Source organism: Micromonospora sp. CPCC 205539 (assembly GCF_036906815.1).
In the GTDB taxonomy this organism is placed as follows: domain Bacteria; phylum Actinomycetota; class Actinomycetes; order Mycobacteriales; family Micromonosporaceae; genus Micromonospora.
Map to the genome: position 1 here is coordinate 66,065 of NZ_JBAKHW010000029.1, position 20,990 is coordinate 87,054.

The 20,990-nt window shown below is 71.7% G+C and carries 22 protein-coding genes and 1 other RNA gene; 8 read left to right on the plus strand and 15 right to left on the minus strand.

Going from position 1 to position 20,990, the window contains the following annotated elements; translation table 11 throughout:
* Window positions 1–65: 65 nt before the first annotated feature.
* The 3 genes from V6V47_RS23450 to glnA form a co-directional block, all read right to left on the minus strand.
* Window positions 66–758, minus strand: coding sequence for a helix-turn-helix transcriptional regulator (locus tag V6V47_RS23450; RefSeq protein ID WP_334630475.1), 693 nt, complete (start codon window positions 756–758; stop codon window positions 66–68).
* A gap of 52 nt (window positions 759–810) precedes the next feature.
* Window positions 811–1,236 carry a DUF350 domain-containing protein gene (locus V6V47_RS23455; RefSeq protein ID WP_334630476.1) on the minus strand — a complete coding sequence of 142 codons (426 nt, stop codon included), beginning with the start codon at window positions 1,234–1,236 and terminating at the stop codon, window positions 811–813.
* Between the two features lie 91 nt (window positions 1,237–1,327).
* Window positions 1,328–2,677 carry a type I glutamate--ammonia ligase gene (glnA, locus tag V6V47_RS23460; protein ID WP_334630477.1) on the minus strand — a complete coding sequence of 450 codons (1,350 nt, stop codon included), beginning with the start codon at window positions 2,675–2,677 and terminating at the stop codon, window positions 1,328–1,330.
* A 288-nt stretch (window positions 2,678–2,965) separates the two neighbouring features.
* Here glnA and V6V47_RS23465 point away from each other — a divergent pair, with 288 nt between their 5' ends.
* Window positions 2,966–4,723, plus strand: coding sequence for an NAD+ synthase (locus V6V47_RS23465; RefSeq protein WP_334630478.1), 1,758 nt, complete (start codon window positions 2,966–2,968; stop codon window positions 4,721–4,723).
* A gap of 225 nt (window positions 4,724–4,948) precedes the next feature.
* On the plus strand, window positions 4,949–5,794 hold the full coding sequence (panB, locus tag V6V47_RS23470) for a 3-methyl-2-oxobutanoate hydroxymethyltransferase (protein WP_334630479.1): 846 nt from the start codon (window positions 4,949–4,951) through the stop codon (window positions 5,792–5,794).
* A gap of 97 nt (window positions 5,795–5,891) precedes the next feature.
* On the opposite strand, the gene V6V47_RS23475 is transcribed toward panB, so the two are convergent.
* The 5 genes from V6V47_RS23475 to V6V47_RS23495 form a co-directional block, all read right to left on the minus strand.
* The gene (locus tag V6V47_RS23475) at window positions 5,892–7,142 is read right to left on the minus strand and encodes a DUF222 domain-containing protein (protein WP_334630480.1); all 1,251 of its coding nucleotides are present in this window, start codon (window positions 7,140–7,142) and stop codon (window positions 5,892–5,894) included.
* Window positions 7,143–7,235: 93 nt separating this feature from the next.
* Window positions 7,236–7,934 carry an NADPH-dependent F420 reductase gene (gene npdG / locus V6V47_RS23480; protein ID WP_334630481.1) on the minus strand — a complete coding sequence of 233 codons (699 nt, stop codon included), beginning with the start codon at window positions 7,932–7,934 and terminating at the stop codon, window positions 7,236–7,238.
* Window positions 7,935–8,079: 145 nt separating this feature from the next.
* Complete coding sequence (locus tag V6V47_RS23485) at window positions 8,080–9,510, minus strand: RNB domain-containing ribonuclease (RefSeq protein ID WP_334630482.1); 1,431 nt, start codon at window positions 9,508–9,510, stop codon at window positions 8,080–8,082.
* A gap of 68 nt (window positions 9,511–9,578) precedes the next feature.
* A complete protein-coding gene (locus V6V47_RS23490) occupies window positions 9,579–10,421 on the minus strand; it encodes a histone (RefSeq protein ID WP_334630483.1) in 843 nt (280 codons plus the stop codon).
* Window positions 10,422–10,503: 82 nt separating this feature from the next.
* Window positions 10,504–10,707 (minus strand): hypothetical protein, encoded by a 204-nt coding sequence (locus V6V47_RS23495; RefSeq protein ID WP_334630484.1) that lies wholly within the window; start codon window positions 10,705–10,707, stop codon window positions 10,504–10,506.
* Window positions 10,708–10,872: 165 nt separating this feature from the next.
* Here V6V47_RS23495 and V6V47_RS23500 point away from each other — a divergent pair, with 165 nt between their 5' ends.
* Together V6V47_RS23500 and V6V47_RS23505 are read left to right on the plus strand one after the other, a co-directional pair.
* A complete protein-coding gene (locus tag V6V47_RS23500) occupies window positions 10,873–12,099 on the plus strand; it encodes a M48 family metallopeptidase (RefSeq protein WP_334630485.1) in 1,227 nt (408 codons plus the stop codon).
* 73 nt (window positions 12,100–12,172) lie between these two features.
* A complete protein-coding gene (locus V6V47_RS23505; RefSeq protein ID WP_334630486.1) occupies window positions 12,173–12,670 on the plus strand; it encodes an NUDIX hydrolase in 498 nt (165 codons plus the stop codon).
* Window positions 12,671–12,676: 6 nt separating this feature from the next.
* On the opposite strand, the gene V6V47_RS23510 is transcribed toward V6V47_RS23505, so the two are convergent.
* From V6V47_RS23510 to V6V47_RS23525, 4 genes are all read right to left on the minus strand, one after another.
* Window positions 12,677–13,651 (minus strand): hypothetical protein, encoded by a 975-nt coding sequence (locus tag V6V47_RS23510; protein ID WP_334630487.1) that lies wholly within the window; start codon window positions 13,649–13,651, stop codon window positions 12,677–12,679.
* Window positions 13,645–13,977 carry a PadR family transcriptional regulator gene (locus V6V47_RS23515; RefSeq protein ID WP_334630488.1) on the minus strand — a complete coding sequence of 111 codons (333 nt, stop codon included), beginning with the start codon at window positions 13,975–13,977 and terminating at the stop codon, window positions 13,645–13,647. The genes V6V47_RS23510 and V6V47_RS23515 overlap by 7 nt, the downstream gene beginning before the upstream one ends.
* 20 nt (window positions 13,978–13,997) lie before the next feature.
* Window positions 13,998–14,870 (minus strand): AraC family transcriptional regulator, encoded by an 873-nt coding sequence (locus V6V47_RS23520; protein WP_334630489.1) that lies wholly within the window; start codon window positions 14,868–14,870, stop codon window positions 13,998–14,000.
* 96 nt (window positions 14,871–14,966) lie between these two features.
* The gene (locus tag V6V47_RS23525) at window positions 14,967–15,323 is read right to left on the minus strand and encodes an ArsR/SmtB family transcription factor (protein WP_334630490.1); all 357 of its coding nucleotides are present in this window, start codon (window positions 15,321–15,323) and stop codon (window positions 14,967–14,969) included.
* A 99-nt stretch (window positions 15,324–15,422) separates the two neighbouring features.
* Here V6V47_RS23525 and V6V47_RS23530 point away from each other — a divergent pair, with 99 nt between their 5' ends.
* Entirely contained in the window at window positions 15,423–15,875 is a 453-nt protein-coding gene (locus tag V6V47_RS23530) for an ArsI/CadI family heavy metal resistance metalloenzyme (RefSeq protein WP_334630491.1), read from the plus strand.
* A 13-nt stretch (window positions 15,876–15,888) separates the two neighbouring features.
* Here V6V47_RS23530 and V6V47_RS23535 read toward each other — a convergent pair whose 3' ends face one another.
* Entirely contained in the window at window positions 15,889–16,512 is a 624-nt protein-coding gene (locus V6V47_RS23535) for a TetR/AcrR family transcriptional regulator (protein WP_334630492.1), read from the minus strand.
* A gap of 48 nt (window positions 16,513–16,560) precedes the next feature.
* Between V6V47_RS23535 and V6V47_RS23540 the strand changes: the two genes are divergently transcribed.
* Entirely contained in the window at window positions 16,561–17,511 is a 951-nt protein-coding gene (locus tag V6V47_RS23540) for an NADP-dependent oxidoreductase (RefSeq protein ID WP_334630493.1), read from the plus strand.
* 119 nt (window positions 17,512–17,630) lie between these two features.
* On the opposite strand, the gene rnpB is transcribed toward V6V47_RS23540, so the two are convergent.
* Window positions 17,631–18,046, minus strand: an RNA gene (gene rnpB / locus V6V47_RS23545) — RNase P RNA component class A.
* A 150-nt stretch (window positions 18,047–18,196) separates the two neighbouring features.
* Between rnpB and V6V47_RS23550 the strand changes: the two genes are divergently transcribed.
* The gene (locus V6V47_RS23550) at window positions 18,197–18,958 is read left to right on the plus strand and encodes a sulfite exporter TauE/SafE family protein (protein WP_334630494.1); all 762 of its coding nucleotides are present in this window, start codon (window positions 18,197–18,199) and stop codon (window positions 18,956–18,958) included.
* 158 nt (window positions 18,959–19,116) lie between these two features.
* Here the strand turns inward: V6V47_RS23550 and V6V47_RS23555 are convergent, their stop codons facing one another.
* Window positions 19,117–20,349 carry an MFS transporter gene (locus V6V47_RS23555; protein WP_334630495.1) on the minus strand — a complete coding sequence of 411 codons (1,233 nt, stop codon included), beginning with the start codon at window positions 20,347–20,349 and terminating at the stop codon, window positions 19,117–19,119.
* Between the two features lie 54 nt (window positions 20,350–20,403).
* On the opposite strand from V6V47_RS23555, the gene V6V47_RS23560 reads away from it, so the two are divergent.
* Entirely contained in the window at window positions 20,404–20,859 is a 456-nt protein-coding gene (locus V6V47_RS23560) for a MarR family winged helix-turn-helix transcriptional regulator (protein WP_334630496.1), read from the plus strand.
* Window positions 20,860–20,990: the final 131 nt, after the last annotated feature.

Below are 20,990 nucleotides of genomic sequence, written 5' to 3' on the forward strand. Positions count from 1 at the left end.
CCGGATCACCCGGCGGGGTTTCTCCTCACAAGGCCCACCCGGGCCTGCGCGCCGACGTGCGCGCCTCAGACCAGGCTCAACGGACGGACCCGCTCGTGCGGGATGTCCAGATCGGCAAGGCGCAGCTCCCGGACCACCATCTCGGGCAGCGGCCGGACCTCGTGGATCCGGTCGGTGCGGAAGCAGCGCAGCTCGTCGCGCAGCCGGCACCAGGCGAGCAGGTACCAGAATCGGTTGTTGCCCAGGTAGCCCACCGGCTCGACCTCGCGGACCGAATCGATGCCGCTGCGGTCCGTGTACCGGATGCGCAGCACCCGCCGCGCGGAGACCGCGTCGGCGACGGTGGCCGGGACGGGCGTGGCCGGCCCGTCGCCGATCAGGTGCACCCGGCCGGCGAGCCGGTGCGCCTCGGCCGCGTCGGCGGCCGGCAGGACCGCCACCAGTTTGCGCAGCGCGGTGGCGCCCGACCCGGCGAACGGCGTGCCGGCGAGCCGGTGCAGCGCGACGGCCATCGCCACCGCCTCTGCGGCGGTCAGGTTGACCGGGGGCAGGGTGCGGGCGCGGTCCAGCACGTAACCGCCGGTGCGCCCCGGCTCCGCCCAGATCGGCACGCCGCCCTCCTGTAGCGCGCCGATGTCGCGCTCGATGGTCCGGCTGCTCACCTCGAAGCGCGCGGCCAGCCATCGGGCGCTGCGCGGGCGTGGCGACACCGCCCGCAGCTCCTCGACCAGGGCGTAGAGGCGGTCGGTGCGGTTCATGCCCGGCACGCTACGACCGGGGTACGACGACGCCGATGGACGACGGGACCGCTCAGGCGATGCAGGCGCAGACGATCAGGGCCGCACCGAAGTGCGTGGCGGCGCTGACCCGGGCCGCCGGGTGCGGCTCGTCCGAGCAGATGATGTCGCCGAGCTTGCCCGGGGTGAGCAGGTCGAGCACGAAGAAGGCCAACGCCATGATGGCGAGCCCGATGAGCCCGAACACCACGGTGGAGGCGAGCCCCTTGCCGAAGTCGCTGTAGCTGGTCAGGATCGCGGTGAAGACGATCCCCGCGATGCCGAGCTGATTGGCGGCGAGCAGCAACCCCGCGTTGGCGTTGCGCTGCACCCAGATCAGGTCCCGCAGACGCCCCGGCGTGAGCAGGTCGACCAGTAGGAAGCCGGCGGCCATCAGCCCGACGCCGACGATCCCGAACACAACGCTCTGCCAGGCACCGCTGAACAGATCCTCCAGCACCGACTGCCTCCCGACCGGTCCCGCTCGGCCGGGTGCCGGCGCGGTGATCGAGACGATAGCGGCAGCGCGCAAGCGCGTCAGCCCCGCGCGGCTACAACGACAGGTACCGCTGCCGCTCGTACGGGGTGACCTCGCGCCGGTACTGCTCCCATTCGGCCCGCTTGTTGCGCAGGAAGAAGTCGAAGACGTGCTCGCCGAGCACCTCGGCGACCAGTTCGGAATCGGCCATCACGTCGATCGCCTCGGCGAGGTTCTCCGGCAGCGCCTCGTACCCCATGGCGCGCCGCTCCGCGCTGGTGAGCGACCAGACGTCGTCCTCGGCGCCCGGCGGCAACTCGTAGCCCTCCTCGATGCCCTTCATGCCCGCGCCGAGCATGACGGCGAAGGCCAGGTACGGGTTGGTGGCCGAGTCCAGCGAGCGGACCTCGACCCGGGCCGAGTTGGGCTTGCCGTAGGCGGGGACGCGGACCAGCGCCGAACGGTTCAGGTGACCCCAGCAGACGTACGCCGGGCTCTCGGTGATCCGGTCCGGCAGCGCCTGGGGGAAGAGCCGCTTGTACGAGTTGACCCACTGGTTGGTGACCGCCGTGTACTCGCGGGCGTGCACCAGCAGGCCGGCGATGAACGACCTCGCCACCTTGGAGAGCTTCATCGGGTCGCCGGCGTCGTGGAACGCGTTGCGCTCCCCCTCGAACAGCGACAGGTGGGTGTGCATGCCGCTGCCGGGCTGGTCGATGAAGGGCTTCGGCATGAAGCTGGCCTGCACACCGGTGGAGAGCGCCACCTCCTTGACCACGTGCCGGAACGTCATGATGTTGTCGGCGGTGGTGAGCGCGTCGGCGTACCGCAGGTCGATCTCCTGCTGGCCGGGGGCGACCTCGTGGTGGCTGAACTCCACCGAGATGCCGATCCGCTCCAGGGCCAGCACGGCCTGCCGGCGGAAGTCGCGGGCCACCGAGTGGGTGGTGTGCTCGAAGTAGCCGCCGGTGTCCACCGGGATCGGCACCGACCCGTCCTGCGGCCCGTTCTCCAGCAGGAAGAACTCGATCTCGGGGTGGGTGTAGAAGGTGAAGCCCTTCTCGGCGGCCTTGGACAGAGCACGGCGCAGCACGTGCCGGGGGTCGGCCCAGGACGGACCACCGTCGGGCAGCAGGATGTCGCAGAACATCCGGGCGCTCTCGCCGCTGACCCCGCCCTCGAACGGGAAGACCTGGAAGGTGGTCGGGTCGGGCATGGCCACCATGTCCGATTCGAAGACCCGGGCGAAGCCCTCGATCGCCGAGCCGTCGAAGCCGATGCCCTCCTCGAAGGCCGACTCGAGTTCGGCGGGCGCCACCGAGACGCTCTTGAGCGTGCCCAGCACGTCGGTGAACCACAGCCGGACGAACCGGATGTCCCGCTCTTCCAGCGTACGGAGGACGAACTCCTGCTGACGGTCCACTTCCCCAACCCCTCGCGACACAGTTTGTCCGCCTTCGGCCGGGCTACACCCGACCTGGCCGCCCAGTGTTCCCGGGCCTGGTTACGCAGACGTTACGCGAAGCGGTGCCGCCCGTCCCCTCGTGTCCACGCGGAGCGAACCGGTGGGTCGGGCCCGCCGCGGGGCGGCGCTCGTCCGCAGCGTGACGGCCCTCGCCCGCGCAGCGTGGCGGCAATCGCCCGCGCAGCGTGGCGGCCGTCTCGTCCGAGGCTGGGGAACGCCCCCGCCGGGCTGGGGCAAGATGAGGGCATGCCCACCCTGCGTCTCGCCCTGTCCCAGGTCAACCCGAGCGTCGGCGACCTCGCCGGCAACGCCGACCTGGTCCGCAGCTGGACCCGCCAGGCCGCCGACGCCGGCGCCCAGCTGGTGCTCTTCCCGGAGATGATGCTGACCGGCTACCCGGTCGAGGACCTGGTCTTCCGGCGGTCCTTCGTCGCCGCGTCCCGGGCGGGGGTGGAGCGGCTCGCCGCCGACCTCGCCGCGGACGGCCTCGGCGACCTGCCGGTCGTCGTCGGCTACCTGGACTCCGACGGGCCCCCACAGGTCAGCGGCGATGCCGAGCCGGGCCGGGGCGCCCGCAACGCCGCCGCGCTGCTGCACCGGGGCGTGGTGGCCGCCCGTTACTTCAAGCACCACCTGCCCAACTACGGCGTCTTCGACGAGGACCGCTACTTCGTCCCCGGCGACACGCTGACCGTGGTGCGGATCGGCGGGGTGGACGTCGCGCTGACCATCTGCGAGGACCTGTGGCAGGCCGGCGGGCCGTTCGCCGCCGCCGGGCAGGCCGGGGTCGGCCTGGTGGTCAACATCAACGGCTCACCGTACGAGCTGAACAAGGACGACATCCGCCTACCACTGGTCCGCCGCCGAGCCGCCGAGGCGAACGCCGCCATCGCGTACGTCAACATGATCGGCGGCCAGGACGAGCTGGTCTTCGAGGGCGACTCGATGATCGTGTCCGCCAACGGTGAACTGCTCGCCCGCGCCCCGCAGTTCGTCGAGCACCTGCTCGTCCACGATGTCGAGCTGCCGGCCGCCGTCGAGCGGCCGGCCGCGGCGATCGTCGCGGACGGTATGCGGGTGGCGCACCGCACGCTGGACGTCATTCCGCCCGCGCCGACGGGGCCGGCGGCCACCGGAGGGCTGATCGAGCCGGTGGCCGACGAGGCCGAGGTGTGGCAGGCGCTGGTGCTCGGCCTGCGCGACTACGTCAACAAGAACCGCTTCCCGTCGGTGGTGCTCGGCCTCTCCGGCGGCATCGACTCGGCGGTGGTGGCCGCGCTGGCCGTCGACGCCCTCGGGCCGGACCGGGTGGTCGGGGTGTCACTGCCCAGCCAGCACTCCTCGGAGCACTCCCGAGAGGACGCCGCCGACCTGGCCAAGCGCACCGGACTGGACTACCGGATCGAGCCGATCCAGCCGATGGTGGACGCCTTCCTGGCGAACCTCTCGCTGTCCGGGCTGGCCGTGGAGAACCTTCAGGCCCGGGTACGCGGCGTGATCCTGATGGCGCTGTCGAACCAGGAGGGCCCCCTGGTGCTGACGACCGGCAACAAGAGTGAGCTGGCGGTCGGCTACTCCACCCTGTACGGCGACTCGGTGGGCGGCTTCAACCCGGTCAAGGACGTCTGGAAGACGCTGATCTGGCGGCTGGCCAAGTGGCGCAACGCGGACGCCGTGCGACGGGGCGAGACCGCGCCGATCCCGGAGAACTCGATCGGCAAGCCACCCAGCGCCGAGCTGAGCCCAGGCCAGTTGGACAGCGACACCCTGCCCGATTACGACGTACTGGACCCGATCCTGATCGGCTACGTCGACGGTGACCTCGGTCGGGACGGGCTGGTCGAGTCGGGCCACGACCCGGCGGTGGTGGACAAGGTGCTCCGGCTGGTGGATACCGCCGAGTACAAGCGACGGCAGTCGGCCCCGGGCACGAAGATCTCGATGAAGGCGTTCGGTCGGGACCGCCGACTCCCGATCACCAACCGGTGGCGCGAACACGGCTGAGCCATCCGGGAGGGCGTGAAACCGCTGGGCCGATCCGGCGCGGTGCTGGGCCGGCGCGCGGCGCTGCGACCGCTTGGCGCCGCGCCGGGTCGCTGGCCCGGTCCGGCGTCTCGCCACGGCGGAGTGAGATCTTCCACTGCGCTCTGCCGTCACCCTGCCCCCCGGTGCGACGATCGCGACGGAACCCGGGGACCGCGCAGGCGGCCTCGAGGAAGGGAGACAGTGATGGTGGAGACCACTCCGAACGAGGTGACCGCGCTGTACGGCGGCCCGGCCACCCGACGGGTCCGTACCCGCGACCTGATCGCCGCCAAGGAGCGCGGCGAACGGTGGCCGATGCTGACCTCGTACGACCAGTACACCGCGACGATCTTCGACCAGGCTGGTGTGCCGGTGCTGCTGGTCGGCGATTCGGCCGCGAACAACGTGTTCGGTTACGAGACCACCCTGCCGGTGACCGTGGACGAGCTGCTGCCGCTGGTACGGGCCGTGGTCCGGGCGACCCGGCAGACGCTGATCGTCGGCGACCTGCCGTTCGGCTCGTACGAGGAGGGCCCGACCCAGGCGCTGCGGACCGCCGTACGGTTCATGAAGGAGGGCGGCTGCCACGCCGTGAAGCTGGAGGGTGGCCGCCGCTGCGCCGAGCAGATCGCCGCGATCGTCGGCGCTGGCATCCCGGTGATGGCACACATCGGCTTCACCCCGCAGAGCGAGCACACCCTGGGCGGCTACCGGGTGCAGGGCCGGGGTGACGCGGCCGACGAGGTGCTGGCCGACGCCCGGGCGGTGACCGAGGCCGGCGCGTTCGCGGTGGTGTTGGAGATGGTGCCGGGCGAGGTGGCCAAGCGGATCACCCACGAGCTGCCGATCCCGACGGTGGGCATCGGGGCCGGCCCCGACACCGACGCTCAGGTGCTGGTCTGGCAGGACATGGCCGGCCTCCGTACCGGAAAGGCCCCTCGCTTCGTCAAGCGGTACGCGGACCTGGCCGGCATCCTCACCGACGCCACCCGAACGTTCGCCGACGAGGTTCGCGGCGGCGAGTTCCCGGCGGCTGAGCACACCTTCTAAAAGGTCCACGAGCAGGCACGCCAAGCCGGTCCGCACGCGAGCGGTACACGTTCAAGACGGCCGGCCGGAGTCTTGGCGATCGTGGCGATCGTTGTGGTCACGTTCGCCGGTGGTACTGGTTGCGGCGGGCGAGTTGGTCGGGATCGAGCCAGGCTGGTGGAACGAACTCGGGGTGACCGTCGCCGCCCAGCCGGACGGCCCAGTCGCCGCGGTGGATGTGGCGGTGGTGGTGTGCGCAGAGCAGCACCGCGTTGTCGAGGCTGGTGGTGCCGCCGTCTGCCCAGTGTCGGATGTGGTGGGCGTCGCACCAGCGGGGTGGGCGGTCGCAGCCCGGGAAGGCGCAGCCGCGGTCGCGGAGGACCAGGGCGCGTCGTAGCGGCCCGGTGACGAGTCGGCGTTGTCGGCCCACGTCGAGTGGTTGGCTGGCGCCGCTGAGGACGGCGGGCAGGATCGCGGCGTCGCAGGCGAGGCGGCGGACCGTCTCCGGGGTGAGCCCGAGGCCGGTGTCCAGGGTGCCGGCGTCGAGCTGTCGGGTCAGCGCGTCGAAGCCGGTGGTGACGACGATCTGGGCGGGTTCGCCGCCGTGCTCGGGTAGCTGGCCGCTGCGCAGGGCGAGCCGGCAGAGGTCGGCGAGGGCGTCGTGGCGACGGTGCCCGGGGCTGCGCGGGTCGTCGTGGCCCGATGGCGCGGTCAGCGGGTCGATCGCGGCGCGCAGGAGACCGGCGGCTTCGGCGTCGAGGCTGCCGGACAGGCGCAGGCGACCATCGGACAGCTCGGACAGGGTGAGGTGGCGGTCTCGGGCGGACCGGCGTGCCTCGGCGTCCAGCGCCGCCCGGGCGGCGGCGTCGGCAGCCTCCGGGGCGACATGGTCGAGGATCCGCGTGCCCAACTTGCGCAGCAGGGTGGGATCGAACTGCCCGGCCCAGTCGACCAGCACGCCGACGGCCGTGTCGGCAGCCTCGGCGCCGACGGCGGTGTGCACCATGCTGACCGTGTCACCGATGACCCGGGCCTGCTCCACAGTGATCGCACCGCCGGCCAGCGCGTCTCGGACGCCGGAGGCGCCAGCATCCAGCGAGCCGGCGAGGTCGACCAACCGGCGAGCGGCGGGCATGGTCAGCCGCAGCCGATCGCGGAGCCACACCGCCGTCGACGACGCACCCTGCGCCACGGCCGTGCCTCGACCATCCAACTCACGCACCAGCGCCAGCTTCACCGCCGCCAGACGCTGCTCGAGCCGATGCGCGGTCTCGAGCGCCCCGACGAGGTCAGGCTCCGGAACGGCCCAGGTGGCCACGGCGCCGCAGGACGCCACCGCATCCTCAGCCTGCGCCAACTCCTCGACCACGACCCGACACTAGAACAAACGTACGACAATTCCAGTGGCCATGATCGATCGGTGGACGCCGAGCGCGCGCAACCAGCCGGCCGGCGCGGCCGCTCACACGTCGGTGACGCGGACGCCGGCGTGCGCCTTGTAACGCTTGTTGATCGCGATCAGGTTGGCGGTGAACGCCTCGATCTGGTGGGCGTTGCGCAGCCGCCCAGCGTAGATACCGCGCATCCCCGGGATCCGGGCGGCGAGGGCACCCACCACATCGACCAGTTCGCGGTCCTCGGTGCAGATCAGCACGTCCAGGTCGATCCGGTCGATCTCGGGGTCGGCCAACAGCGGCGCGCTGACATGATTGAACGCGGCGCAGACGCGGGAGTCGGGCAGCAGCGCCGCAGCCTGCTGGACGGCGCTACCCTCGGCGACGGTCAGCGCATACGGGCCCTGCTTGTCGAAACCGAGCGGATTGACACAGTCGACGACGATCGTGCCGGCGAGCGGCTCCGCCAGGGCGGCGACGGTGGCGGCGTGCCCGTCCCACGGCACCGCGATGATCACCACGTCGCTGCGCCGCGCCACCTCGTCATTGGCCGCCCCGGTGATGCTGACGTCGGCGGGCATCCGGGGCAGGGCGGCGATCTCGGCGGCGGACTCCGCGGCCCGCTCCGCGGAGCGGGAGCCGATCAGCACGGTCTGCCCAGCCCGGGCGAGCCGGTAGGCGAGGCCCCGCCCCTGGTCTCCGGTGCCACCGATGATGCCGACCGTCAGCCCGGACACGTCGGGCAGCGTGCTCGCGTCGTATGCCATGGGCTCATCCTCGCAAACCGCCCGGTGTGGCAGCAGCGCGCGCCGCTGTGACAATCCCCGCTACCGGCCACCCCTGACGAGCCGGACCAAGCCAAGCCACGCCACGCCAGCCCGCACCGCTGGCGCTGGACGCCGGCCGCCGACGTCAGGCCAGTTCGAACAGGACCGTGCGGGACGCCGGATCGGCGGTGACCAGGCGGACACGGACCCGTTCGCCGAGTGGTAGTTGACCGAGGCAGCGGGCGCGTACCGGCGGGGAGTCCAACGCGACCGTCCCGCCCGGCGGGCGGGGGCGGGATTTGCCGTTGGGCGGGGCGTCCACATCCAGCACGGCCGCGTCGAAGGTCTCCCCCACGCGGTCCGCCAGCAGCACCGCTTCGGCCAGCTCGACCGCGCCTCGGCTGGCCGCCGAGGCGGTCCGGTCGGTGCTGGCCATCACCTCGGGCAGTCGGGGAAGTGCCGAGCGCGCCCAGTCGGGCACCGGCCGGTCCGCGTGCAGGGCCAGGCAGACCTCGGTGGCGTACCGGTCGGCCAGCCGCCGCAACGGCGCCGTGACGTGGGCGTACGCGGCGGCCACCCCACCGTGCTCCGGCTGCTCGGGCAAGGTCCCGTCGAAAGCGGTGTACGCCGCACCGCGCATCAGCTCGGCCGCCTGGTCGATGAACGCGGCGGCGCGTGGCTGGGCGACGTCCAGTCTGGAGATCACCTCGCCCGGGCCCACGTCATCTGGCCAGTCCACGCCCAGCGGCGCGGCGGCGGCCCGCAGCCGCTGCACCGCCTCCGGCTTGGGGCGCGGCATCGTACGCAGCAGACCGACCCGACCGGCCAGCATGATGTCCGCCGCGGCCATGCCGGTCAGCAGGGAGATCTGCGCGTTGTACTCCTCCATCGGGACCGGCCCGCGCAGCACCAGCCGCCAGCCGTCGCCGTCGGGCTCCACGTCCTGCTCGGGCAGCGGCAGGTTGATCGCACCGCGACGCAGCCCTCGGGCGGTCAGCCGGTCGCCGATCTCGGGCAGCAGCGCGATCGGTTCGGGCAGTCGACCGGCACCGGCCGCCGCCTGCACCCCGGTGTAGTCGAGTTTGGCGCGGCTGCGGACCAGGGCGCGTTCCAACTCGACCGCGACCGTGCCGCCGTCGGCGTCCAGGTCGATCGTCCAGACCACCGCAGCCCGGTCGTCGTCGGGCAGCAGACTGGCCGCGCCCTCGCTGAGCGTCACCGGGTGCAGCGGCACGTTGCCGTCGGGCAGGTAGATGGTCTGCCCCCGCCGCCAGGTCTCCGCCTCCAGCGCACCGCCGGGGCTCACGTGCGTGGCGACGTCCGCGATCGCGTACCGCACCCGGTAGCCGCCACCCGGGCGGCGGGCGAGATGCATCGCCTGGTCCAGGTCTCGGGAGCTGGCCGGGTCGATCGTGACGAACGGTACGTCGGTGCGGTCGACGGGCGACCGCGATGGTGCGGCGGCGGACTCGTCGGCCTCCCGTTGGGCGGCCGCCGGGAAGTCCTCGGGCAGGCCGAGCTCGCGGCGCAGCGTGCCGAAATCGATGCGGGGCGCGAGTACGCGTCGGATGACCACGGGTCAATCCTGACAGTGCCGCCGTTGATCCGCTTCCGGTGACCGGCCGAAGATCTCACGGACGTCGGTCAGCCGGTCGCCTTCCGCCCGGTGCTCCGGGTCGCGGTGGCTCGCGCGGCGGCCGGGCGGGCAGGCGCCTTGCGGGCGGTCACCTTGCGGGCGGGGGCCTTGGCCGCGACGGTCTTCTTCGCGGGGGCCTTCCTCGCCGCCGCCTTGCGGGCGGTGCTCGACGAGGTGCTGGTCGCCCTCGTGGCCGGTGCCTTCTTCGCCACGGCCTTCTTCGCCGGGGCCTTGCGGGCGCCGCCGCTCGGGCGGGTGGACGCGGCCTTCTTCGCGGTCGTCTTCTTCGCAGCGGACGCCTTGGTCGCGACCTTGCGTGCCGGAGCCTTCGTCGCGGCCTTGCGTGCCGATGCCTTCGCCGCGACCTTGCGCGCGGGCGCCTTCGCCGCGGCGGTGGTCTTCTTCGCTGCCGAGGTGCCGGTCTTCTTCGCCGCGCTCACGGTCTTCTTCGCCGCTCCGGTCGTCCTCGACGCGGCCGTGGTGGTCTTCCTCGCGGTGGACGTCGTGGTCTTCTTCGCGGCGGACGCCGGGCTCCGCTTCGCGGCGGTGGCCGTCTTGCGAGTGGCGGTGGTCTTCTTCGCCGGCGCCTTCTTGGCCGCCGTGGTGGTCCTGGTGGTGGTGGCCTTCTTCGCCGGCGCCTTCTTGGCCGCCGTGGTGGTCTTCTTCGCCGGGGCACGCCCCGCCCCGCCGGCCGCCTTCCTGGCCGGCGCCTTCGCTGCTGCCGCACCGGTGGTGGACTTACGGACGGGGGTGGTCCGGCTCGCCGCCGTGTTCCGCTCCGCCGCGGCGGTCTTCTTCGCGGTGGTGCGTCGGGCGGCCGGGCGGGTGGTGGCCTGCTGTGTAACGGCCATCGTGGTTCCCTCCTTGGGGACGTGCTCTCGCGTGCCTCCTCGCGGAGCACGGCATACCTCGGCACGGGCCGTCCCGCGCCGTTTACTTGTCTTCCCCGGCCCAACGGGCGTCCTCGGCGTCCCACGCCTCGTTACGCTCCCGCACTCGCTGCAGGGCGTTCTCCGCGTCGGCCGCCGAGTCGTACGGGCCGAGAACATGCCTCGCCGCGCACACGTTGTCGTCGGTCTCGACCCGGTGGTGCCGGGTGCACCAGTAGAAGTGCCCACCAATTCCGCTGTCGCTCATGGGAATCACTGTGCACCGCGAGCCGGCCAGCCGCCACCGGATCACGCAAGTCACCGACCCTCTCCACAGTAGATATGCATTCGACATCTCGGGCCGAAATGCCAAAAGAGGTGCACTGAACGGCCAGTTCCGATGTACGCCTGAGCTGGGGCAGGATCCTTCCTCGTGATCAACACGGTGACCGGCGCGGGGGCGTGCCCCGGGTGTGGGGCAACGACGGCGTCGGTCAGCGACGCGGTGCCCTGGTGCCCCGGGTGCGAGTGGAATCTGGACGCGTACGACCCGGAGCGACGCCAACGCGAGTTCGGCTGGACGTGGGTCGACCGGTGGACCCACCGGTTGGCGTTCCGGGAGACCGGGCGGCAGTTCGCGAGGCTGACCGGACGGCCGCTCGGCGCTAGCGGGGCGGGTGCCGCCGCGACGCTGGTCACGGTGGCGTCACTGGTGCTGTTGTCCGGAGTGCTCGCGCTCGCGGTCACCGGTGGTTGGCTGGTCGTGGCGTTCCCGTTTCCCAACCTGGCGATCCTGCCGGGCGTGGCGATGGTCGGCCTGGCGATCGCGCTGCGGCCCCGGTTCGGCCGGCTCGACCCGGAGCTGGAGGTGGTCCCCAGGGACCGGGCACCGGAGCTGTTCGCGCTGATCGACGAGGTGGCTTCGGCGATCGGGGCACCGGTTCCGGACGTGGTCGGAGTCGACGGCGCCATCAACGCCTACGCGACCACGGTCGGGCTGCGGCGCCGGAAGGTGCTCTGTCTGGGACTGCCGTTCTGGGGCTCGCTCGATGCCGGCGAGCGGGTGGCGCTGCTCGGGCACGAACTCGGCCACTTCGTCAACGATGACCCGCGGCGGCGCCTGCTCACCCAGCCCGCGTTCACCATGCTCGGTTCGGCCGCCGACCTGTTCCGGCCGGTGGGGAGCACCGTCGGCGGCGGGCTGGTGGAGATGATCGGCGATGCGCTGGGCCGGGCGTTCCAGGGGGTGCTGTCCCGGGTGCTGTTCATGGCCCACCTGCTGCTGGTGAGCGTGGCGCTGCGGGATGCCCAGCGCGCCGAGTACCTCGCCGACGAGTTGTCCGCCCGGGCGGCCGGCAGCACTGCCGCGACCGACCTGCTCGACGTCACGCTCGCCACCGAGTCGATCGCGCTGGCCGTACGCCGGGAAACCCGGGCTGGACACGGACCCGACCGGTGGCGCTCGGCGCTCGCCCAGGCCCGCGCGGCCGGCGCCGAACGGCTGCCACTTCTGCGTCAACTGTCGGTACGCGACGAGTCGTCGCTGTTCGCCAGCCACCCGCCGATCGGGCTGCGTCGCCGGATGCTCACCGTCGCCCGTGGCAGGACCCGAAGGTCGTGCTCACCCCGGCACGGTTCGAACGGATCGACCAGGAGCTGACCGCGGAGTACGAGCGCTTTCGTCGTACCGTCAGCTGGTCTGCCTGACCGCGGACCCGGCCTATGATCGCCGGATGGCGATACCGGAGTACATCCTCGGGATGCGCAAGCACGTCGGCCACGATCTGCTCTGGCTGCCCAGCGTCAGCGCGGTGATTCGCAACGACGCCGGTGAGCTGCTGCTCGGTCAGCGTGCCGACGACGGGCGCTGGTCGGTGGTCAGCGGGTTCGTCGAGCCGGGCGAGCAGCCAGCCGCCGCACTGGTCCGCGAGGTGCAGGAGGAGACCGGCCTGGAGGTGACGCCGGTGCGACTGTCCAGCGCCGTCTCGCACCCGCACACCTACCCCAACGGGGACCGCTGCGAGTACCTCAACCTGGGCTTCCTCTGCCGGGTGGTGTCCGGCACCGCCCGGGTCAACGACGACGAGTCGCTGGACGTGCGGTGGTTCCCGCTGGACCGGCTGCCCGAGTTGGACGCGCACGCCCTGCTGGTCATCGCCTACGCGCTGCGCGACAACCCGTCGGCCGGGTACCTGCCGCCGGGCACGACCTGGGAGGACGTGCCCGGCTGAGCCGGGTCAGGCCGGCGACGTGGTCGGGGTCGGCGCGATCGCGACCGGTTCAGCGGGCGCCGACCGGGCGGCCCGGATGGTGTACGCGAGCGCGTAGGGCGTGCACGCCAGGTAGAGCATGGGCTCCACCAGGATCTGGTCGGTGATCAGGAAGATCTCCCACGGTGTGGGTCGGGGCAGGCCGAAGTTCCAGTCGGTCCAGCAGTTGAAGAGCCACAGCGGCGCGGAGATCCGGTCGACGGTGTCGGCCGGCATCTCGCCGACGCCGACGGCGGCCCCGGTGCCGGCCGGGATGGTGTCCACCACGAAGAGAATCACCGCGAGGTCGGCAGCGACCAGTGCGCCGAGAACGCCCAACCACCAGGCGGCCCGGACCCGGCCGCGGGCGGCGAGGCTCGCCGCGACCCAGAGGGCCAGCGTCAGGCCACCGAGCCAGAGCAACACACCGGGTACGGTGCGAGCCAGCATCTCGGTGTTGAGGGCGTACCCGAGCGGGATCATGGCCACCCCGACCGGGAGCACCACGCCGAGCGCGATACGCAGCGGACCACCGAGCGCGGTGTGCCGGGCCCAGCGAGTTGCGTGCACCGCCAACAGCACCGCCAGCCCGGCGGTCAACGTCGTCCAGATCGGCATCTGCGCCTGCGTGGACCAGCTCACCCGCAGGAGAAGCGTGTTGTAGATCAGGTTCATCACCACCGCGCCGACGATCACGATCGCGACGCAGGCGAGCGGGGCCAGCAGCAACGCGGCCGCCGTACGCCGGGCTCGCCGATGCATCATGGCGCGGTCGACGAGCGGGGCGCCGGCGCGGCTGACGGCGAGGCTCACGGCGAACCCCACCATCTTTCGCCGGCGCCCACCCTCGGCGAGGACGTGCAGCTCGGCGATCCACTCGCGGAGCAGGTCGTCGCGGACGTCGATGGGCCAACGTCGCGCGGCGACCGCCAGCAGCGCCTCGGCAGCTCGACGGGTCACCATGCCGGAGCGCCGCTCGGCGTGGTGCCGCCCCAGGAGGGACGACCGTCAGGGATCGCGGCCCGCAGGTCGGCGAGGGCCGTACGGGCCTCCGCCACCCCTTCGGCGGTGAGCCGGTAGTACCGGCGGGCGGGCCGGCCGGCCTCGACGGGATCGATCGCCTCCCAGTCGGCAGTCAGCCAGCCGGCCGCCCGCAGTCGGTGCAGCACCGGGTAGAGGGTGCCGCTGGGCAGACCGGTCATCCGCATCAGGTCCAGCCCGTAGCGCTCGGCGTCGGGCTCGGCGAGCAGCGCCGCCAGCACCTTCGCGACCGGAATGGTGATCCGCATCCCGCTACTGTATCGGAACTCTACATAGGGGTGGGGACCCGCTCGACCGGGATCCACAGCTCGGCCTCGGCCTGACTACCGTCGGCGGACACCCGGACGCGGGAGATCTCCGGACCGGGCCGGCTGCGGTACGGGTTGGACGGGAACCACTGGGTGAACACGTCCCGCCACAGGTACTGCACGGCCTGCGGAAACGCGCCGGAGGTCTCGAAGACCGCCCAGGAACCGGCCGACACGGGGAGCGCGTCCAGATCGGTCGGCGGCTCCGCGCCAGTGACCACGCCGTGCCAGTAGTCCAGCTCGGTGCCCTCCGCGCGACCGCCGTCGAGGTTGTCGCTGACGTTGACGATGCCCTTCGGCTCCTGATCGTTGAGCGCCTCGATGCGCTCGACCGTCTCCCGGTCGATGCCCTTGATGAACGCGACGATCGCCGGGTTCATCCCCTCGTGCACCAGCGGCACCCGAGCCTTGCGGCCCACCAATTGAAACTCGTCCTTCTCCACGATCCGATATCGCATGCTGCCACTCCCTTCCACGGTGAGTCGGAAGGACATCCGGGGCTGGGCGTTCAGCGCTGCCTTCGTACGCCGAGCCTCTCCGGGGCCCACGCCGTGCACGGCGTGGAACGCCCGGGCGAACGCCTCGGCGGAGCCGTAGCCGTAGTGCACCGCGACGTCGAGCAACGTCCGCTCCCCCGCCAGCACGTCCGCGCCGGCGACGGTGAGCCGCCGCCGACGGATGTACTCCGACAGCGGGATGCCGGCCAACGCGGAGAACAGCCGCCGGAAGTGGTACTCCGACGTCACCGCGATCCGCGCCAGCTCGGCCACGTCGATCCGTTGGTCGAGGTGGCGTTCGATGTGCGCCATGGCCTCGTTGAGCCGCTCCAGCACCCGGGTCTCCCTTCCCTTACGAGCAGCAACGCTAGGCGGGGAGGACGGGGCGTGACCCGACATGCTGTGCCCGTTCCGGTCGGTTGGGCGGGGTTGTCAGCCCACCGCGGGCAGGTCCAGCAGGACGCCGAGCTGACGGATGGCCTCTGGCCTGACCTGATACCACACCCACGTGCCCCGACGCTCGGAGTCGACCAGGCCGGCCTCGCGAAGCACCTTGAGGTGGTGGGAGATCGTCGGCCCGGACAGGTCGAACGCCGGGGTCAGGTCGCACACGCAGATCTCGGGAACCGACGCGATCATCGACAGCAAGCGCAGCCGGACCGGGTCGCCGAGGGCCTTGAACATCGGCGCGACCACGGCCGCCTGGTCGGCGTCGAGCGGACGTGCCGCCAGCGGCGAGCAGCAGGCGAGAGCCTGCTGGTCCGCCATCGGGAGGGCTTGTCTAGCCATTCGCCTATCTTGACAGTCTTCGAAACAGGGTGCAACAGTGGGACTGCTTCGAAAACCATCTAGACAAGGCATCCGCCGCGCCCACCAGGAGGCCCTCCCGTGTCCCGAGTCCAGCTCGCCCTGCGCGTCTCCGACCTGGAAGGCTCCGTCGCCTTCTACCGCAGGCTGTTCGGCGTCGAACCGGCCAAGCGCCGCCCCGGCTACGCCAACTTCGCCGTCGAGAACCCGCCGTTGAAGCTCGTCCTGCTCGAAGGCGAGCCCGCCCAACCCACCGCGCTGGACCATCTCGGCGTCGAGGTGGCCACCACCGACGAGGTCCACGACACCACCCGGCGACTCACCGACGCCGGCCTGATCGCGTTGGAGGAGAACGACACCGAGTGCTGCTACGCCCTCCAGGACAAGGTCTGGGTGCATGGCCCCGGCAACGAGCCGTGGGAGGTCTACACCGTCAAGGCCGACTCCGGGCAGCTGGAGAAGGCGACCGCCTGCTGCGCTCCGGCCGCCGAGAAGGCGCCCGCCACCAGCGGCGCCGCGTCGAGCTGCTGCTGATCAGGGGTACGCGCTAGCCCCTGGAGAGGGGCAGTCGGACGGCCGGCGGGAGCGGCGTCGGGACGGGGTTCGCCTGGAACGACTGGAGCACCAGGGCGGCGAACCGACGCGACGCCGCTACCCGCACCTCGGGCGACTCGGCGCGGATGCCCTCGTTCGCCATCAACACGAGGCTGATGTCCTCGAGGACGAAATCCTTCCGCAGAGGGCCCGCCTCCTTCGCTCGGCGCACCAGTTCGAGCAGCAGACGCAGGGTGCGGTCGCGGTCCGCGGCGAAGTCCACCGCCTGGGGAAGCGGCGAGGTGAACGCGCGGGCGAAGCCCCGGTCGAGGGCGTGCATCTCCATGAGCCTCTCGATCACCAGACGGAACCCGCTCCACGGGTCGCCCGCCGCCAGCCCCTCCTCGACGACCGCAGAGCAGGAGGCCATCTGCTCGGCGAAGGCCTCGGTCAGCAGCGCCTCCTTGGTCTGGAAGTGCCGGTAGACGGTCGCGACGCCGACCTCGGCGCGCCGGGCGATCTCCCGGATCGGCACGTCGAGGCCCTCGGCCGCGAAGGCCGCCCGCGCGACCGCGAGGATGCGCTCACGGTTGTCGCGAGCGTCCGAGCGGAGCTTCGTTATCACTTGGGCCTTCACCTCTATCACTTTAGCCAAACGGACGGGGTGCTCCGTTACGGTCGGCCCATGAGAGCAGTTCAATTCAGCGAGTACGGACCGCCAGCAGTGATGCAGGTCGCCGAGGTGGAGGCGCCACACGCCGGGCCGGGCGAGATCAGAATTTCCGTACGGGCCTCCGGCATCTCGCCCGGAGAGATCCGCGTCCGCTCCGGGGAGCTGCGCGACGTCGTACCCCTGGCGTTCCCCTACCGGACCGGCTTCGACGCCGCCGGCGTGGTCGACGAGATCGGGGACGGCGTCACCGGCGTGCGCGTCGGCGACGAGGTGTTCGGCATGGCCAGCTCGGCCACGCGCGGCGCCAACGCCGACTTCACGGTCCTGACCGCCTGGGCGACCAAACCGGCCGCGTGGAGCTGGGAGGAGGCCGGTGGCGCCGCCGGAGCCGTCGAGACCGGCACCCGGGTCCTCGACCGGCTCGCGGTCGGCGCCGGGCACACCGTGCTCATCCAGGGCGCAGCCGGCGGGGTGGGCACCGTCGCCGTCCAGCTCGCGGTCGCCCGTGGCGCAACCGTCATCGGTACGGCCAGCGAGCACAACCACGACTTCCTGCGCTCCCTCGGCGCGGAGCCGACAACGTACGGTGCCGGGCTCGTCGAACGGGTCCGCGCGCTGGCACCGGGCGGCGTGGACGCGGTGTTCGACTGCGCCGGAGGTGCCCTGCCAGACCTCATCGCCATCGCTGGCGACCCGGCGCGGGTGGTGACGATCGCCGACTTCGCGGCGGCGGCCCACGGTGTACACATGTCGCACGGAGCACCGGCCGACGACACGGCCGCAGCCGTCGGATCGTCGGCCGACCCGCTGGCGGTGCACGGCCTCACCATCGCGGTCGCGCTCGCCAGCGAGGGCCGGCTACGGGTGCCGGTGGCGGCGGCGTTCCCGCTGAACGAGGTGGCAGCCGCGCACGAACTGAGCGAGAGCCGCCACGCACGCGGAAAAATCGTGCTCGTGCACTGATCGGTGCAGGTCGGCCGTCATGCTCGCGCTCGATCAAGGATGTAGTGGCATCGGTCGCGGCGAGAAGCCACTACATCCTGGATCGAGCACAATCACCGCCACTGCGCGCTGGTGGGCGACGGACGAGTCGACCTGTACGCCGGATTCTGTGCGCGGCGCGTACCCCGAAAGGTTCGCGTCGGCGGCGGCCATCCATCTCGGCCTGCCGTTGCCGACAGGCTCTAGCGGCCTACCCGCAGACATCGGGCGGGCAGCCCTCAAGCGTCTGCGCCGGGTCGTCAGCTTGCGGTGACGGCCCTTACTTGGCCTTGCTCCGGGTGGGGTTTACCGAGCCACCCCGGTCACCCGGGGTGCTGGTGGGCTCTTACCCCACCGTTTCACCCTTACCGTCCCCATTGGGGTCGGCGGTCTGTTTTCTGTGGCACTGTCCCGCGGGTCGCCCCGGGTTGCCGTTAACAACCACCCTGCCCTGTGGAGTCCGGACGTTCCTCGGCGGCGGGCCGAAGCCCGCCGACGCGACCGCCCGGTCGACTCGTCCGTCGCGCATCCATCCTAACGACGGGCCGTACGCCGGTATTGCCGCCCCGCCCTGGCAAGATCGCGCAGGTCACGGTCGGTCGAGGTGGTCACCGGGTACGACTCCGGCGTCTTTGCCGAGCGGAGCGGGCGCTAGCCTCGTGGGGCTATGGATCTCTCCCACGCCGCGCTGCTGCTCGCCGCCGGTCTCGCCGCGGGCACGGTCAACGCGGTGGCCGGTGGTGGTTCGCTGATCACCTTTCCGGCGATGATCGCGGTCGGGCTGCCCCCGGTGCCGGCAAACGTCAGCAACTCCATCGCCGTGTTCCCCGGGTACGTGGCCAGCGTGGCGGGCAGTCGAGCGGATCTGCCGCGCCCTCGGGCGTTGGCCACTCTGGTGCCGACCACGATCGTCGGCACGATTGTCGGGGCGCTGTTGTTGCTGCTGACCCCGGCTCGCGCGTTCGAGCTTCTCGTACCGTTTCTGGTCCTCGGCGCGACCGCGGTGCTGGCCTTCCAGGATCCGCTGCGCCGGCTGGTCGGCCACCCCCGCGATCTGTCGCCACGCCAGCGGACCATCGCGGTGCAGACGATGGTCGCGCTGGGTGGGGTGTACGGCGGGTACTTCGGCGCGGCGCTCGGGGTGATGCTGGTGGCCGGGCTGGCCCTGGTGCTGGACGTGACGCTGGCCCGGGTGAGCGCGATCAAGAACCTGCTCTCCGCGGTGGTGGGCTTGACCACGCTGGTGGTGTTCGCCCTGTTCGGGCCGGTGGACTGGGCCGCGGTCGCGGTGGTCGCCCCGGCCACGCTGATCGGGGGGTACGTGGGCGCCCGGCTGGTCCGCCGGCTGCCGCCGGTGCTGCTCAAGACGCTGATCGTGGTGTTCGGCACGGCGATCGGCCTCTACCTGCTGTGGCGCGCGCTGAGCTGACCCCGCCGCGCCACCGCACGACGGCACGACCGCACGACCTCGCGACCTCGCGACCTCAAGATCCGCGCAACTTCAGGGATAGTGCTGCCTCACAACGCCGGGAGGCAGCAGTATCACCGAAACTGCGCGGACCTTGACCCCCTCGCGACCGACGACGGTCAGTAGACCTCGCCTACCGGTTCTTCCGGCGCGTGTTCGGCCTCGACGGCGGCGCGGTTCCAGCGGGACCACAGCACCCGCTCGCCGTAGCCGGCGGCCATCAGGTGCGCGAAGGCCAGGTAGACCACCACCCCGACGGCGAGGACGCCGAAGCCGACCCAGAACGGCAGGGCCAGGGAGTGCTCGGCGAGCTTGCCAGCGATGATCGGCGCGGGAGCGGCGGCGCCCCAGCGGACCAGGTTGAACGCACCGGTGGCGACCCGGCGGTCGCTGGAGCCGAGGCCGAGCGCCAGGTCGGTGAGGTTGGCGTTGGCCAGGCCCATGCAGAGCCCCGAGAGCACCAGCACCACCAGCGCCTCGGCGGTGCTCGTGGAGGTGGCGAAGAGGACCATGCAGACCAGCAGGCCGGTGATGGCCACGCCGACGGTCTGCACCGCGCCGATCCGGTGGGCCAGCCGGTGGCCGATCACCATGATGCCGGCGGCCAGGCCGAGGCCCCAGCCGGTGAACGCGAGACCCAACGGGATGACGTCCAGGCCCAGGAAGAGCGGCGTGTATCCGAGCACCACGAAGAAGACGAAGTTGTACGCGGCGGTCACCACGCAGAGCGCGATGAAGGCCGGCCGACGGTAGGTGGCGAAGATCTGGCCGACGCGTACCGGGGGTTGCCGGTTGGTCGGTTCGCGCAGCTTGCGGGCGGCCACGCCGAGCGCCAGCACCATGAACACGCCGCACACGAAGAACGGCAGCCGCCAACTGACCTCACCGAGCAGGCCGCCGATCAGCGGGCCGACGGCGAAGCCGAGACCCAGGGCGGTCTCGAAGAGGCCGACCACCCACTCCCGGTCGACGGCCAGGTTGACCAGCACCACCATGGCGGTGGCGAAGAACATCGCGTTGCCCAGGCCCCAGACACCGCGCAGCACGGACAGTTGGACGATGTTGTCGCTGAACGAGGCGAGGATCGCGGCCAGGCCGACCACGGAGACGCCCGCGATCAGCACCGGCTTGAAGCCGAACCGGCCGCTGGCGAGCGTCGCCGGGATCATGCCGAGGGCCATGACCGCGATGTACGCGGTGAACAGCAACTCGACCTGCCACGCGGTCACCCCGATGGCGTCACCGATGGCCGGCAGGATCGGGTCGACGACGGCGATGCCGGCGATGGCGAGAAAGGCCACCAGCGTGGTGGCGTAGATGGCACTGCGGTTGGGTTCGGAACGCCGATCCACTCCAACTCCTCAATTAGCTGTATGATACAGATACTTATCCTGTATCATACAACTATGAGCGACGACGACGAGATCACCTTCGGCCGGATCGAGACGGAGGTGGCCCTGCTGATGCGCTTCGGTGAGGCCACCCGGCGGGCCACCGGCTCCGCCGAGCACCGGGTGCTCGACCGGGCGGCGTACGTGATCCTGCGGCACCTGGACGAGGCCGGGCCGCAGAACGTCTCCGCACTCGCCGCGCGGCTCAACCTGGACGGCTCGACCGTGACCCGACAGGTGTCGGCCTTACAGCGGGACGGTCTGATCACCCGCACCCCGGACCCGTCCGACGGGCGGGGCACGGTCATCTCCCCCACCGCGGCCGGTCTGCAGCGGATGGCCGCCGTGCAGGCCGCCCGCACCCGGCTCTATGGCGACATGCTGGGCGACTGGAGCATCGAGGACCGGGCCACCCTGGCGACCCTGCTGGGCCGCCTCAACCAGGCCCTGGTGTCCCGCAACCGCCGCTGACCACCAGCCCCGCCCCCGACGCCCCGTCCGCCCCCGCCGCCCCGTCGCCCCGTCCGCCTCCGTCGCCCCCTGTCGCCCCCGCCGCCCCCGCCGCCCCGTCGCCCCCCGTTGTGGCACTAAGGCGAACAGAG

Coding starts and splice junctions, on each gene's coding strand:
- V6V47_RS23495 (WP_334630484.1), bottom strand. CDS start 10,707: ATGAGCGACAGCGGAATTGGTGGGCACTTCTACTGGTGCACCCGGCAC.
- V6V47_RS23560 (WP_334630496.1), top strand. CDS start 20,404: ATGAGCGACGACGACGAGATCACCTTCGGCCGGATCGAGACGGAGGTG.
- V6V47_RS23540 (WP_334630493.1), top strand. CDS start 16,561: ATGAGAGCAGTTCAATTCAGCGAGTACGGACCGCCAGCAGTGATGCAG.
- V6V47_RS23490 (WP_334630483.1), bottom strand. CDS start 10,421: ATGGCCGTTACACAGCAGGCCACCACCCGCCCGGCCGCCCGACGCACC.
- V6V47_RS23450 (WP_334630475.1), bottom strand. CDS start 758: ATGAACCGCACCGACCGCCTCTACGCCCTGGTCGAGGAGCTGCGGGCG.
- V6V47_RS23505 (WP_334630486.1), top strand. CDS start 12,173: ATGGCGATACCGGAGTACATCCTCGGGATGCGCAAGCACGTCGGCCAC.
- V6V47_RS23515 (WP_334630488.1), bottom strand. CDS start 13,977: ATGCGGATCACCATTCCGGTCGCGAAGGTGCTGGCGGCGCTGCTCGCC.
- npdG (WP_334630481.1), bottom strand. CDS start 7,934: ATGGCATACGACGCGAGCACGCTGCCCGACGTGTCCGGGCTGACGGTC.
- panB (WP_334630479.1), top strand. CDS start 4,949: ATGGTGGAGACCACTCCGAACGAGGTGACCGCGCTGTACGGCGGCCCG.
- V6V47_RS23525 (WP_334630490.1), bottom strand. CDS start 15,323: ATGGCTAGACAAGCCCTCCCGATGGCGGACCAGCAGGCTCTCGCCTGC.
- V6V47_RS23510 (WP_334630487.1), bottom strand. CDS start 13,651: ATGGTGACCCGTCGAGCTGCCGAGGCGCTGCTGGCGGTCGCCGCGCGA.
- V6V47_RS23465 (WP_334630478.1), top strand. CDS start 2,966: ATGCCCACCCTGCGTCTCGCCCTGTCCCAGGTCAACCCGAGCGTCGGC.
- V6V47_RS23550 (WP_334630494.1), top strand. CDS start 18,197: ATGGATCTCTCCCACGCCGCGCTGCTGCTCGCCGCCGGTCTCGCCGCG.